This is a genomic window from Pseudomonas folii (assembly GCF_014357575.1).
Taxonomy (GTDB): Bacteria; Pseudomonadota; Gammaproteobacteria; order Pseudomonadales; family Pseudomonadaceae; genus Aquipseudomonas; species Aquipseudomonas folii.
In genome coordinates this window covers 1-12,398 of sequence record NZ_JACONW010000151.1, presented here as the reverse complement: position 1 = coordinate 12,398, position 12,398 = coordinate 1, and the positions used below count along the sequence as shown (strand labels likewise).

Below are 12,398 nucleotides of genomic sequence, written 5' to 3'. Positions count from 1 at the left end.
CACTGAAAATGTGTCGTCAGAGATATCGCTTTCCCGGCTAAAGCCGGTCCCACGTCAATCTCCCACAGAGACCGCATTCCTGTAGGAGCCGAGCTTGCTCGCGATGAACGATTACGCGCTCTGACTTATACACCGCAGCGCCTGAATCGCGGGCAAGCACCGCTCCCACAGGGGTGATCTCAGACTTGTGCAATGTCGTGGGACCGGCTTCAGCCGGGAAGAGGCCGCAACAGTCACTGAAAATGTGTCGTCAGAGATATCGCTTTCCCGGCTAAAGCCGGTCCCACGTCAATCTCCCACAAAGACCGCATCCCTGTAGGAGCCGAGCTTGCTCGCGATGAATGATTACGCGCTCTGACTCATACACCGCAGCGCCTGAATCGCGGGCAAGCACCGCTCCCACAGGGGGTGATCTCAGTACTTGTGCAATGTCGTGGCACCGGCTTTAGCCGGGAAGAGGCCGGTACATTCGATAGAGCTATATCGTCTGTCTTCCCGGCTGAAGCCAGTCCCTCGACGATGTTTTGTGGCCAGGTATGAATCGCGCAGATGCATCTGGATAATCAGCGGTCTACTTCAGCACGGTGAGCAGCGGCGAATACTGCTTCACCTCTCCGCCAACCGGCTTAGCCAGAGCCTGCAACGCCCGTTGCGTATCGCGCAGATCATAAAGCCCGGTCACTCGCTTCTGCCCCAGGGCATCATCACTGATGACGATCCAGCCATGCTGATAGTTGCGCAACTGCTCGACGACTTCCTGCACGGTAGCGTTTTCGAAAAACTGCTGGCCGCTGACCCAGGTGGCCACTTCGTCGGGAGCGATGGCGGATTGCTGGACGCTACCCTGATTTGCAGCGAGCCAAAGCCGTTGGCCCGCAGAAAGACGGTAAGGCGTACCGCTGGCGTTGACCCCGACGGCGCCTTCGCGTACTTCGACCTTTATACCGGACTCACTGCGCGCAACATCGAACGACGTCCCGAGAACCCGAATAACCACTTGGTTGGCGTCGACCTGAAAAGGGCGGCGGGCGTCATGCACCACGTCGAACAGCGCTTCGCCACGCAGCAAGGTGATCTGCCGGGTTTTGCCGCTGTAGTCGACATCCACGGCGCTACGCGCAGCGAGCGTCATCTGGCTACCGTCTGCCAACTGCACGACGCGCGTTTCGCCGGTGCCGGTGTGATAGTCAGCCTGCCAGTCAGGGTTGTTCAGCCATGCGGCGCCCAACGCAATGACACAGACACAGGCGGCCGCGAGCATCGACCACTTGCAGCGCGAAGGGTTGAGTGGTGCGACTTCGGCGGGGGCTGGCCAGTGGACGGTGGTGGAGGGCTGCTCAATGGCTGACCAGGCGCGATTGACTTGGGCCCAGGCGCTGAGGTGTTCCGGGTTGGCGTGCAACCAGTGATCGAATTCTTCGAAGCGCGCAGGTTCAGCCTGAAGATCCAGTAACCAGTCACTGGCCTGTTCCAGGCTGGCCCTGGAAGGCGTCAACTCATGCACGTGGGCGCTCCTTGCGTTGAACGGCCTGAGCAGGCTGCTCAACCTCGATACTGGAGGCCAACTGAACCACGGCGTCACGCACCAGACGGTGGGTCATGGACAGCGAAATGTTCAGGTGGCTGGCGATTTGCTGCAGAGTATAACCACCCAGACGGTGCATCTCGACGGCAATGCGCGTTTGTTCCGGTAAGTCGGCAAAGGTCGCGGCTACACGGCTGACGTCAGCTTGCTGAAGAAACTGCTGTTCGGGGGATTGCAACTGACCGGGCTGCATCCATTGCGGCGGACTTTGCTGCTGACGATTTTCGCTGTTCTGGCGGCGCATGGCATCGAGCGCCAGATTACGCACTATGCGATAGAGATAAGCAGCGGGTTGCTCCAGCGCTGAACTGGTCGGCTCGCTGAAGCGCAGAAAGGCGTCCTGCACCACATCCTCGGCGCTCGCTCTATCACCCAAAACCCCTTTGGCGTAATTGATCAACGCAGGACGGTGGGCGAGATAAAGGCTAAGTCTTGTAGCTTTATCGGGCACGGCAAAACGCTCTGAAAAGCAAAGTTCGCCGCCCAGGGCAGCCACAGATGATGTGCCGGCGAGGCTATCATGGATGAGACTGCTTCTCAATTGCTTTGGTGTTAGTGCATCTGGATGCCACTATTTTTGCAGGAGATTGCCTTGTGTCTCGTGGCAAACTTGGGACCTGTAGGAGCTGCCGAAGGCTGCGATCGCGGTGTGTCAGGAGAAATGCTTCGCAGCCTTCGGCAGCTCCTACAGAAAATGCATTTCAATCCATTAATTTGCATTTTGTTTGATGAGAGCGTCACCGTCGTCCAGACGCCGCGCTGTCGCGCAGCAAACGGAGACTTGTAGGAGCGCGCTTGCCCGCGATGGCGGCGTGTCAGGCAAAACGCTATCGCTGCCTCGCATTGTTCGTGAGTTCCTGCAGGCCTGTAAGGACTCAGCCTTCCTGACCCAACTCAGCCAGCGCACCGGCGTTGTTCTTGAACGCAGCGGCGAACACGACGCGGTTCTTGGCCATGAAGATACTGGTGTCTTCGGCTTGCTTCTCGGTCAGACCCGGTACGTTCTTCATCAGAATCTCGGTCAACGACTCTGCCAGTTCGAGCATCTGGTCGTGTGCATCGGCGAGTTTACGATCCACGAATGTAGTCTCCAAGTCGCGGGTACTGCGATATAGGGTTTCAACAGCCATGTGAGGCCTCGTAATCAGGTGCAGTATTGGAGGGGAACGCCCCCGGTTGTGCTTGTGAAACGGTCAACGCTTGTATTGCAGATCAAAATGCCGACCTGCAACGATGCAAGATCTGGCTAGGCGAGTACTGGTTTTTTATACAGTTGTAAGCATAAGCCAATCGTCGCGCCTTGAATAGTGGCGAACATGCATCTTTTTTACTCCCTTCGTGTGCCTTGCGACAACCCGCCGCGCTCTTAACCCTGGCTAATGGCCTCGTTCCTGCTTGAGAATCACGCAGCACGAGGCTTCACCTACAAAGCGGCATTATGTTGACCGGTAAGTGTTGCTCAATTTTTGTACAGGATGAGTTGAAGATGTCAGAACTGAAATGGGCTGAAAAGCTGCGCAAGAACATTCACGATCAAGCGGATTCGCTTGGCAATCTGTGCGTAGAGGCTTTCCATTACCTGGCACTTTTCGGGATTGGAGCGATTACGGCGTACGGGGCAATCCTGGCTTTCATAGAGATGATTGGCAAAGGCAGTGTCAGTGTTGATGACATTCTGCTGCTGTTCATCTATCTGGAGCTCGGAGCGATGGTGGGTATCTATTTCAAGACCAACCACATGCCAATCAGGTTCTTGATCTACGTAGCGATCACGGCTCTGACCCGGTTGTTGATCAGCGACGTGTCTCATCATGCTCCGCCAGATCTGGGGATCATTTACTTGTGCGGCGGGATTCTGTTGCTGGCATTTGCGATTCTGGTGGTTCGGTTTGCTTCGTCGCGCTTTCCGTCGGTGAAGGACAAGTCGGAAAGCTGAGGGGATTGGATTGCCTGTCCTGACTGGCCTATCGGCCTTGCAGGACAGGCTTTATCAACAGTCAGTTAAGCCACACTCCGGCATGCCAATGCCAACCATCTCCTGCTCGTTCCCAGTGCGGATGCTCATAGCGATAGCCAGGGCGCTCGGCTTCCCAATGGCCTCGCACAGGCACATAACGGCTTCCATCCCAATGCCAGTAACCGCGCGCCCAGACATAGCCTGGTCGAGGTGCTGGTTCGACTTCCACGATGCGCTCTGGCGGGGCTTGTGGCGCCACGACCTCGACGTACTCGTGGTGCACCGGGCTTCGTTCATGGACGATTCGTTCTTCTACGCACCCGGATGCCACTGCTACCAGTGCAATCAGGGCCACATAACGCAAGAACATGTTGCCTCCTCGGAGTTATCCGCAGATGGGGTGACGCTGCGACAGGACGATCCTGTCACCCAACAAGCAAGTCTCAGTAATGTTGTAACAGCCCTTGTCTGTACCTGGCCTGAACAGTCACCGAGGACAAACAAGTGCCTGACGGGGGAACGATCAGCTTGAGAACGATTGGGAGGGGAGTAGTGGAGACAGACTATTCAGGCGTGTGGCGATGCACATGCAGAATCCAGATCCTGCTGCCGGGAGAGGGCAGCAGGGTCTGAAAGGGAGCGGGATGGTTTATCGCAAACAGACGGACAGGTACTCAATCGGCATCAAATCCCCACCGCCACTGTAGGGCGGGTGGCCAGCAGGTTCGCGAGCTTCGAGGGTGGTGGCGCGAGTCGTTTCACGTCGCCGTCGGTCATGGCCGCCAGGATCTTGATGGCGCTGTGGCCTTCCTCGATTGCGATGCCGAACTGCACGCTTTCGATCAATCGCTTCAAGCGCTTGGGATCGTTGCGCTGGGCAGCGCTGATCAAGCGTTTGGCAACCACACCTGTCTCGTTCGATAACGTCAGCATAATGCTGCCGTCGAGGCCTTGAATGCTCAGATTCACCCGATAGTCAGGATGAAATACGTCGGTAATCTGCTGAAAAGGATTATCCATTTTCGGTACCTGCCAGTAGGGACTGCATAAATTGACTGGGCGTTTGACCCTTTAGTTCTCGACGGTTGAGTGAAAGATCGGAAAATTCCTGCGCTTGCCGTTGTTACTGAATAGTGGCATCTTCCGCGTTAATGATAATTTTTCGTGTTTAAGAAGCATTGCCACATGCGCGACATTCCTGCATCCGATGACGACCTGATCCTTCGTCACCGGCAATTCACTGCGCTCTACAGCGACCATCACTCCTGGTTACATGGGTGGTTGCGTAAAAAGCTCGGTTGTTCGCAACGTGCGGCTGACCTTGCCCATGACGCCTTCATCCGTGTTCTAACGCTCGCTGAACCGCAAAACCTCAAAGAACCTCGTGCATTTCTGACCACCACCGCCACGCGTCTGCTGATCGATGCTGCCCGGCGCCGCAAGATCGAGCACGCTTACCTTGAAGCATTGGCGCTGAGTGCCGACGACGCCAATATCCCCAGCCCTGAGGCGATTCACGCGGCCTTGCAGCTGCTGGAAAAAATCTCCCGGATGCTGGAAGGCTTGCCTCGCAAACCCCGCGAAGCGTTTTTACTCAACCGCCTGGACGGCTTGAGCTACAACGAAATCGCCAAGGTGTTGGGTGTGTCCGCCAGCATGGTCAAGCAGTACATGGCCACCGTGCTGGTGCATTGCTATAAGACTCTGCATGGTTCGGGCCACTTGTCATGAATGTAGAACACGAACCCTCGGAGTCAATGATCGGCCAGGCCGCCCAGTGGCTGGCGTTGCTGAATGATGACGCTGCCAGCACGGCTGACCGGCAGGCCTTCAACACATGGCGTCATGCAGACCCGCGGCATGCGCTGGCGGTGACACGCATGCAGGCGGTCATGGGCAGCTTCGATCAATTGCCCGTCGAGCCCGCCAGGAAGGCATTGGGCAAGGTTTTTCCTCCGGCCAAACGGAAAATCTCTCACCGACCGGTGCAAGCAATCGCCCTGTTGGGGGTGCTGGTTTTCGGCTGGTTCAGCGTTGATCAGGGGCCGGTCTGGCTGGCTGATGAACGCACTGAAACTGGCGAGAAACGTGAGATTTTGCTGACCGACGGTAGCGAGTTGCAGCTCAATAGCGGCTCGGCAGTGGACGTTGAATTCGACGAACGGCAGCGCGTTATCGAGTTGTATCGCGGTGAAATGTGGGTGCAGGTCGCCAAAGACCCGCAGCGACCGTTCGTGGTCAAGACCCCTCAAGGCACCATAACAGCGCTGGGTACGCGCTTTGTGGTGCGTAAAGAGCAGGATGGTTCGGTTCAGGTCAGCGTGCTTGAGTCGGCGATTGCCGCCAATGCTGATCGCTCGACCGACGTTCGGGTAAACACCGGTCAACGGGCGACGCTCAAGGATGGCGTGGTGCAGTTGCCTACACCCGTCGGCAATGAAGATCCGGCTGCCTGGACGCGCGGGATGCTCAAAGCGGATGACCGGCCACTGGTTGAGGTATTGCAGGCCCTCGAATCCTGGCGGCATGGTGTTCTGCAGTTTGATGAGCAGGCGCTTCGAGGGATTCGCGTCTCCGGGGTTTTCCGCCTGGACGACACCGACGCTGCTCTGGCTACATTGGCCGACAATCTGCCGATCAAGGTCGACCACTTTACGCCGCTGTTCGTCAGGATCACTCCAGCCAAATAGGGCCGGAAACGAAAAAGGGCGGACCTGCTGTGCAAGTCCGCCCTTCTTTCAAGAGGTCGTAATGTGATTCAGGTTAATGCGTGGCTCAACCCAGTTGGGCGACGCTTTTTTCCTGCTCCTTCTCCAGAAATTCTTCTTGCAACAGAGCGTCGGGGTTTTCCGCTTCAAGCTCTGACTCTTCAATGATTGGGGCTCCGGCGCGTTTTTTACGCAATTTGCCGAATAGATGCTCAAGGGCATGATCGAGTTTAACTGCGGCACCATCCACTGCCTGATCCAGGGTGTCGGCCTTGTGAGTTACGGAGATGGGCTGGTGACCTTTTGGTCGGGCTTCCATCTGGCAGCGCATGTCGTGCGGGCCGGGCTTGTCGCCGTTCTCATCGCGAATGTGGACTTCGATGCGGGTCAGATCCTCTTCGTAACGTTCGAGCGTGCTTTCAACAGTGGTACGTACCCACTCCTCCAGTCGGATGCTGCTTTCGATGTGGTTATCGCAATTGACCTGGATTTGCATAGTTGTTCCCTTCTAAGGCTTGCTCTTGTGAGATCGGACGTGCTCCTTTTCAGGAGGTTCATTTTTGTCCGTCTCAGTCACAGTGTTGGCGCTTCTCGAGGAACAATTCAACCCCGACGTGAAAGAAATATTTCGCGGCAAAAAAACAGGCGTGCAGTATTTGAATGTTAATCCATCTCATTCACTGTCTGTTTTCCTCGCGCGTGCGTCATGGCTAGGAGTACTTCATTTCCCAGCCAAGGATCGTCCATGTCACGCGCTGTCCATTCTCTGCAACCACTGGCTCTGGCCGTCGTCATGGCGTTCGCTGTAGCGCCGCTCAATGCTGCTGAATCCATGCCGAACGCCCAGGCCGCGATACGCAATTTTTCGATTCCGGCGGGTGATTTGAGCCAGGCACTCAACAGTCTGGCCGAGCAGGCGAATCTGGCGCTGGCCTTCGATCCTGCCCTGACTCGTGACAAGCGCAGCCCGGGCTTGCAGGGCGATTTCGATACCCACGTCGCGCTGGCGCGTTTGTTGGCAGGCAGTGGTTTGCGGGCCACGGCATTGTCGGCCAATCGTTATCGCATTGAGGCTGCACCCGAGGCAGTGGCGGGGGCCATGGAGTTGGGGGCGACGGATATTCAGGGTGCGTGGCGCAGCGAGACGGCGTCGGGGCCGGTACCCGGTTACGTGGCAACCCGCGGTCGTACCGGGACCAAGACCGACACCGCGTTGATTGAAACACCGCAATCGATTTCGGTCGTGACCAAAGATCAGATGACCGCGCAGGGCGCACAGAGCCTGAATCAGATCCTGCGCTATACCGCGGCCGTTGTGCCAGAGACGCGCGGGGCGACCGCCTCGCGTCTGGATCAATTGAGCATTCGCGGGTTCTCGCCTGCAACCTATCTGGACGGCTTGCGCATGCCGAGCAGCCGCGATGCCTCACCGCAGAAAGATGCATTCGATCTGGAGCGCGTTGAAATCCTGCGTGGCCCGTCGTCAGTGTTGTACGGCCAGGCCAGCCCTAGCGGTGTGGTGAATATGGTCAGCAAGTTGCCGACCGAAACACCGTTTCACGAAATCGGCCTGACGTATGGCAACTTCAACAAGAAGCGCACGACCTTCGATTTCGGTGGCCCGATTGATGATCAAGGTGTGTATTCCTACCGGCTTTCCGGTTTGTACGACGACGCCGACGGGCAGGTCGAGCACACTGAAACCCGTCGCCAGTCCATCGCGGGGGCGTTTACCTGGCGTCCGAGTGAGGATACTTCGCTGACGCTGCTGGCCAATTATCAGGCTGATCCAAAGGGGGCTTCGTATGGCGCGGTTCCAGCTTTTGGTTCAGTGCTGCGCAGCCCGACCGGCCGTGACATCGACGTCGATTTTTATGACGGCGAGAAGGATATCGAGAAAAGCGATCGTAATTACTACGCCTTGGGTTACCTGTTCGAACACCATCTGAATGACGTCTGGACGATCCGCCAGAACACTCGATACATGCGCAGTGAGGGGCTCTATCGCAGCGTTTACAACAGCGCGCTGCGGGACGATTTTCGCACACTTGATCGCAGCGTCATCGCGACCGATGTGAATATTGATTCTTATACGATTGATAATCAGGTCCAGGCTAAATTCGCCACCGGGCCGTTGCAGCACACCGTGCTCTTCGGTGCCGATTATCAAAACACGAGTACGGATACCAAGGCGTCCGGATTTCCCCAGACTGCACCCTTGGATATCTTCAATCCGGTCTACGGCAGCCCCGTGACAGTGCCAGCTTATGTCACCGATGCGACCGGGCGCAGCGAGCAAAAAGGGCTGTATCTGCAAGAGCAGATGAAGTGGGACAAGTGGGTGTTTCTGGCCGGTGGTCGTTATGACTGGGCAGACAGCACCAACAGTTCGAAACGCATTGCCACGGGGGTGAAAACCAAGAGTTCGACCGAGGCCGAAGCCTTTACCGGACGGCTGGGGCTGGTCTATCTGTTCGATAACGGCCTGGCGCCCTACATCAGCTACTCGGAGTCCTTCGAGCCGCAGTCGGGCACCGGTTTAGGTGACAAACCGTTTGATCCAACCGAAGGCACGCAATACGAATTGGGTATCAAGTACCAGCCGCCTGGAAGCAACAGCTTCATTACGGCCTCGATCTTCGATCTGCGCAGAACCAATGTGCTGACTCCGGACCCGGATCCAGCGCCGCGGTGTAACGGTGCCCGTTGTCAGGTGCAATCCGGTGAGGTGCAGTCGCGCGGTTTCGAGCTGGAAGGCAAGGCGAGCCTGAGTGACAACCTGGATATCACCGCGGCTTACGCGTATCTGGACAACAGGACCACCAAATCCAACAGCACCGTTAGCGTGTCGCCAGGAAGTGGCATTGCCAATGGCCCGTCCGAGTCGGCTGAGGGCAAGACATCGGTGGCGATTCCACGTCATACCGCTTCTGCGTGGGTTGATTACACCTTCCGTGATGGACAGATGAAAGGCTTCGGTGTTGGCGGTGGGACACGTTATGTCGGCTCGACCTGGGGTGACACTGCCAACTCGTTGAAAGTGCCTGGTTACACCTTGTTCGACGCATCAGCGCACTACGATATTCCAAGCCTGTACAACCCGATGGACAACCTGCGTCTGGCGCTTAACGTTACCAATCTGGCCAACAAGGAATACGTCGCGTCCTGCAGCGGTTACGGCTGGTGCTGGTACGGCTCGCAACGCACGGTGCAGGCGAGTGCGACGTATCGTTGGTAAAACCGGGAACTGAGCGTAACCCAATCATTGTGGGAGTCACCCCGGTGTCGATGGCACCACGCTGTCTCGCGGCAAACATAGGACCTGTAGGAGCTGCCGAAAGCTGCGATCGCGGTGTATCAGGAGAAATGCTTCGCAGCCTTCGGCAGCTCCTACAGAAAATGCATTTCAATCCAGTGGGTTGCATGTTGTTTGATGAGAGCCGGGCTTGCCCGCGATGCATGAGACGCAGCCATAAGCTACGCCGCGTTGTCGTTCATCGCGAGCTCGGCTCCTACAGGGGAGTGCGATCACTGTGAGAGCCGGGCTTGCCCGCGATGCATGAGACGCAGCCATAAGCCACACCGCGTTGTCGTTCATCGCGAGCAAGCTCGGCTCTTACAGGGGGAATGCGATCACTGTGGGAGCGAGGCTTGGTCTGGGCGGCATTCCGACGATGCAGGCGACGCGGTGTATCAAAACGCCACAGAAGTCTGCACATACACCGTCCGCGGTTCGCCGACGTATTTGCCGCGGTTGTTGTCGTCAAAGGAGCGGGTGAAGTACTCGTGGTTGAAGATGTTCTTCACCCCGACCGCGACGTTCAGATCGGACAATTGCGGGCCGAAGTCGTAGGCGGCGCGGGTGCTGAACAGCATGTAACCCGGGATCTTGCCCGCAGCACCGCTGGCGGTTTCTGCTTCAGTATTGGCGTTGTCGGCAAACTGATCGCTCTGGTACGAACTGTCCAGGTTCAGCTTCCATGGGCCTTCGGTATAGGCCACGCCCAGGGTGCCTTTGTGCTTCGACGCGAAGGGCACGCGGTTGCCCTTGTTCGGACCGTCTTCACGAATCGTCGCATCAACGAAAGCATACGTGGCGTACACATCAAAACCCGCCAACGCCGGGTTGAGTCCAGCCAGTGCATAGTTGACGCTGGTCTCGATCCCCTGATGACGGGTTTCGCCACGGGCAATCACGCTGCTGTCAGTCTGGTTGGTTTCGTACTGGTTATCGAAGTTGATCAGGAATGCGCCGATCTCTGCACGCAGGTTGCCATTGTCATAGCGCGTACCCAATTCCCAGGTCCTGGCTTTCTCGGGTTTGACTTCACCTCCCGCGACGCGGCTGGACATCTGGCTGTATTGCACGCTGCCGAACGATCCCTCGGTATTGGCGTACAGGTTCCAGCTATCGGTCAGGTGATACAGCACGTTCAACGCGGGCAGGGCAGTTTTGTAGTCGCCCTGGTATTTACGGTTGTTGAAGTTATCGGACTGCGCGGTGTCGATCATTTCGTAGCGAATACCCGGCGTGATGGTCCACTTGCCGATATCGATACGGTCATCGATGTAGATTGCATTGGCTTCTGTTGAGCCTCGGGTATCGCGGTCGAAACGGCTGCCGGTGGTCGGCAGGACATTATCGACAGTGTCCTCACGGTAACGCAGCTCATGCCCGGCTTCGTTGATGTAACGGTAACCGACGCCCACTTCGTGCCAGGTTTCACCCAGTGCAAAACCCTGGGAGAAGCGTGTTTCCAGACCGCGGACCCAGTATTCGCGAGGCGACAGCGACACGAAGCTGCCTTGTTCCAGATAACCGCTGCGCAGGGTTTTGGTGAAGAACGTATTAGCGGTGAAAACCCGTGCGTCTTCCTCGTAGCGATAGCCGAAGTTGACCATGGTGCGACGGCCCCAGAACTTGTCCTTCAAGCGCGTCGACTGGTAAGGGTCGTCTTTGTAATCGGCAACGTTGAGGCCACCCGGCATCTCTGCTTCGCCTTCGTAGTACTGAGCCATGGCGTTGACGCTGTTGGCTTCGTCGATCTGGTATTTACCCTTGAGGATCAGATCGTCGATCTGCGTGTCGCTGTGTTCGCGCCAGTCGCCGCCGCGCACGCCGGTGTACAGAATCGCACCACCCAGGCCATTGTCGGCAGTGCCACCGGCCAATACATTACCCGTGGTCTTGAAGCCGTCATGGCTGGAGGAAGGGCTGGTTTCGGTCTGGAAACCGCCTTTGAGAGTCGGTTCGTCAGGGATGGCACGGGTCACGAAGTTGACGACCCCGCCGACGTTCTGCGGGCCGTAACGCACTGCGCCACCGCCGCGAACCACGTCTACCGCATCCATGTTGCCCATGCTGATCGGCGCGAAGGACAGTTGCGGCTGGCCGTAAGGTGCGAAGGGCACCGGGATGCCGTCCATCAACACCGTCGAGCGCGATGCAAGACGCGGGTTGAGGCCGCGAATGCCGAAGTTCAGCGCCATGTCATGGCTGCCGGTGCCGTTATTTTCCGGGGCGTTGACGCCGGGGATGCGATTAAGCACTTCACGTGCGTTGCTGGCACCCATGCGCTCGATTTCTTCGCGACGGATCACGTCCCGGGCACCTGGATGTTCGAAGACGTCAGTCTGCTGCGCCTCGCCCAGCCAGTCACCGACGACGTTGGATGCACCCAGTTCAATCGGGCCATTGGCCTGCGCGCTGACCGGTTGCAGGGTGAAGCCATTCTGGCCATCGGGGCTGGCTTGCAGGCCAGTGCCTTCGAGCAATGCCGCCAGCCCCTGCTCGGGGGTGTATTGACCTTCCAGCCCACGGCTCTGCAGACCGCTGGTGATTTGCGAGCCAAAGGAAATCAGAACGCCTGCCTCCCGACCGAATTGATTCAGTGCGGTTTCCAGCGCGCTCGGGGCAATGTGATACGCCTTGCTGCCAACGTCAGCCGCCTGCAACAGCGGCACGCTGCACATAGAAAGACCGGCACCAAACACAATGTGCCGCAACGAGCGGGACAGGGGAGACAAACGGCTGGGGCGAACTGACATACAGGGAGTCCTTGGGCGAGAGGATTAAGGTGCTTTCCCTGTCTGTCACGCGAGGAACCGAAAACGGCTCACCGGTTTTGAAAATAATTATGCCAATGGA

General features: G+C 57.4%; 11 protein-coding genes. 4 read left to right on the top strand and 7 right to left on the bottom strand.

The genetic code is table 11. The features are described 5' to 3' along the window. Window positions 1-571: 571 nt before the first annotated feature. From H8S59_RS22455 to H8S59_RS22445, 3 genes are all read right to left on the bottom strand, one after another. Window positions 572-1,504 carry a FecR domain-containing protein gene (locus H8S59_RS22455; protein WP_187522848.1) on the bottom strand — a complete coding sequence of 311 codons (933 nt, stop codon included), beginning with the start codon at window positions 1,502-1,504 and terminating at the stop codon, window positions 572-574. Then, complete coding sequence (locus tag H8S59_RS22450; protein ID WP_095102253.1) at window positions 1,497-2,036, bottom strand: sigma-70 family RNA polymerase sigma factor; 540 nt, start codon at window positions 2,034-2,036, stop codon at window positions 1,497-1,499. The genes H8S59_RS22455 and H8S59_RS22450 overlap by 8 nt, the downstream gene beginning before the upstream one ends. Before the next feature lie 424 nt (window positions 2,037-2,460). Next, the gene (locus H8S59_RS22445; protein WP_095102175.1) at window positions 2,461-2,715 is read right to left on the bottom strand and encodes a YebG family protein; all 255 of its coding nucleotides are present in this window, start codon (window positions 2,713-2,715) and stop codon (window positions 2,461-2,463) included. 356 nt (window positions 2,716-3,071) lie between these two features. Between H8S59_RS22445 and H8S59_RS22440 the strand changes: the two genes are divergently transcribed. Then, window positions 3,072-3,521 carry a phosphate-starvation-inducible protein PsiE gene (locus tag H8S59_RS22440; protein WP_095102177.1) on the top strand — a complete coding sequence of 150 codons (450 nt, stop codon included), beginning with the start codon at window positions 3,072-3,074 and terminating at the stop codon, window positions 3,519-3,521. A 61-nt stretch (window positions 3,522-3,582) separates the two neighbouring features. Here the strand turns inward: H8S59_RS22440 and H8S59_RS22435 are convergent, their stop codons facing one another. Then, the gene (locus H8S59_RS22435) at window positions 3,583-3,912 is read right to left on the bottom strand and encodes a YXWGXW repeat-containing protein (RefSeq protein WP_187522847.1); all 330 of its coding nucleotides are present in this window, start codon (window positions 3,910-3,912) and stop codon (window positions 3,583-3,585) included. A gap of 314 nt (window positions 3,913-4,226) precedes the next feature. Next, window positions 4,227-4,562 carry a DUF3509 domain-containing protein gene (locus H8S59_RS22430; protein ID WP_095102181.1) on the bottom strand — a complete coding sequence of 112 codons (336 nt, stop codon included), beginning with the start codon at window positions 4,560-4,562 and terminating at the stop codon, window positions 4,227-4,229. Window positions 4,563-4,727: 165 nt separating this feature from the next. Here H8S59_RS22430 and H8S59_RS22425 point away from each other — a divergent pair, with 165 nt between their 5' ends. Both H8S59_RS22425 and H8S59_RS22420 read left to right on the top strand, forming a co-directional pair. Next, entirely contained in the window at window positions 4,728-5,273 is a 546-nt protein-coding gene (locus H8S59_RS22425) for a sigma-70 family RNA polymerase sigma factor (RefSeq protein ID WP_187522846.1), read from the top strand. Beyond that, window positions 5,270-6,232 carry a FecR family protein gene (locus H8S59_RS22420; protein ID WP_187522845.1) on the top strand — a complete coding sequence of 321 codons (963 nt, stop codon included), beginning with the start codon at window positions 5,270-5,272 and terminating at the stop codon, window positions 6,230-6,232. Before H8S59_RS22425 ends, H8S59_RS22420 begins: the two co-directional genes overlap by 4 nt. A gap of 85 nt (window positions 6,233-6,317) precedes the next feature. Here the strand turns inward: H8S59_RS22420 and H8S59_RS22415 are convergent, their stop codons facing one another. Then, window positions 6,318-6,746 (bottom strand): HPF/RaiA family ribosome-associated protein, encoded by a 429-nt coding sequence (locus tag H8S59_RS22415; RefSeq protein WP_095102187.1) that lies wholly within the window; start codon window positions 6,744-6,746, stop codon window positions 6,318-6,320. 249 nt (window positions 6,747-6,995) lie between these two features. On the opposite strand from H8S59_RS22415, the gene H8S59_RS22410 reads away from it, so the two are divergent. Next, window positions 6,996-9,488, top strand: a complete 2,493-nt coding sequence (locus tag H8S59_RS22410; RefSeq protein ID WP_187522844.1) for a TonB-dependent siderophore receptor — start codon at window positions 6,996-6,998, stop codon at window positions 9,486-9,488. 455 nt (window positions 9,489-9,943) lie between these two features. Here the strand turns inward: H8S59_RS22410 and fecA are convergent, their stop codons facing one another. Continuing rightward, entirely contained in the window at window positions 9,944-12,298 is a 2,355-nt protein-coding gene (gene fecA / locus H8S59_RS22405; protein ID WP_187522843.1) for a TonB-dependent Fe(3+) dicitrate receptor FecA, read from the bottom strand. Between the last annotated feature and the right edge of the window lie 100 nt (window positions 12,299-12,398).

Bases quoted from the DNA above. Each gene is read 5' to 3' on its own strand.
- H8S59_RS22445 (WP_095102175.1), bottom strand. From the start codon at position 2,715: ATGGCTGTTGAAACCCTATATCGCAGTACCCGCGACTTGGAGACTACA.
- H8S59_RS22440 (WP_095102177.1), top strand. From the start codon at position 3,072: ATGTCAGAACTGAAATGGGCTGAAAAGCTGCGCAAGAACATTCACGAT.
- H8S59_RS22435 (WP_187522847.1), bottom strand. From the start codon at position 3,912: ATGTTCTTGCGTTATGTGGCCCTGATTGCACTGGTAGCAGTGGCATCC.
- H8S59_RS22430 (WP_095102181.1), bottom strand. From the start codon at position 4,562: ATGGATAATCCTTTTCAGCAGATTACCGACGTATTTCATCCTGACTAT.
- H8S59_RS22425 (WP_187522846.1), top strand. From the start codon at position 4,728: ATGCGCGACATTCCTGCATCCGATGACGACCTGATCCTTCGTCACCGG.
- H8S59_RS22420 (WP_187522845.1), top strand. From the start codon at position 5,270: ATGAATGTAGAACACGAACCCTCGGAGTCAATGATCGGCCAGGCCGCC.
- H8S59_RS22415 (WP_095102187.1), bottom strand. From the start codon at position 6,746: ATGCAAATCCAGGTCAATTGCGATAACCACATCGAAAGCAGCATCCGA.
- H8S59_RS22410 (WP_187522844.1), top strand. From the start codon at position 6,996: ATGTCACGCGCTGTCCATTCTCTGCAACCACTGGCTCTGGCCGTCGTC.
- fecA (WP_187522843.1), bottom strand. From the start codon at position 12,298: ATGTCAGTTCGCCCCAGCCGTTTGTCTCCCCTGTCCCGCTCGTTGCGG.